The 281-nt window shown below is 36.3% G+C and carries 1 pseudogene; it reads left to right on the forward strand.

Going from position 1 to position 281, the window contains the following annotated elements:
• Positions 1–241 (forward strand): annotated as a pseudogene (locus tag FKR84_RS13485) (IS110 family transposase); the annotation flags it as partial.
• Between the last annotated feature and the right edge of the window lie 40 nt (positions 242–281).

The raw sequence follows: 281 nt of genomic DNA on the forward strand, positions 1-281 counted from the left end.
GGGCAAAACAAAAGTAAGTCACTTGGCCAATAAAAAAATAAAGAGTTTGCTGGACCAATGTTCCAAAACAGCCCTGCAGCACAATCCTGAAATTAGGCAGTATTACCGGCGAAGGGTCGATGAACAGGGAAAAAATGAAATGAGTACAATCAATGTGATCAGGAACAAATTACTAGCCAGGATTTTTGCAGTTGTAAAACGGAGAACGCCATATGTTGATACCTTGAAATATGCAGCTTAAAAATGTTGAAAATTTTAACTAAAAAGCTTTTTTTAACCAT

Source organism: Haloflavibacter putidus (assembly GCF_006546625.1).
In the GTDB taxonomy this organism is placed as follows: domain Bacteria; phylum Bacteroidota; class Bacteroidia; order Flavobacteriales; family Flavobacteriaceae; genus Mesonia; species Mesonia putida.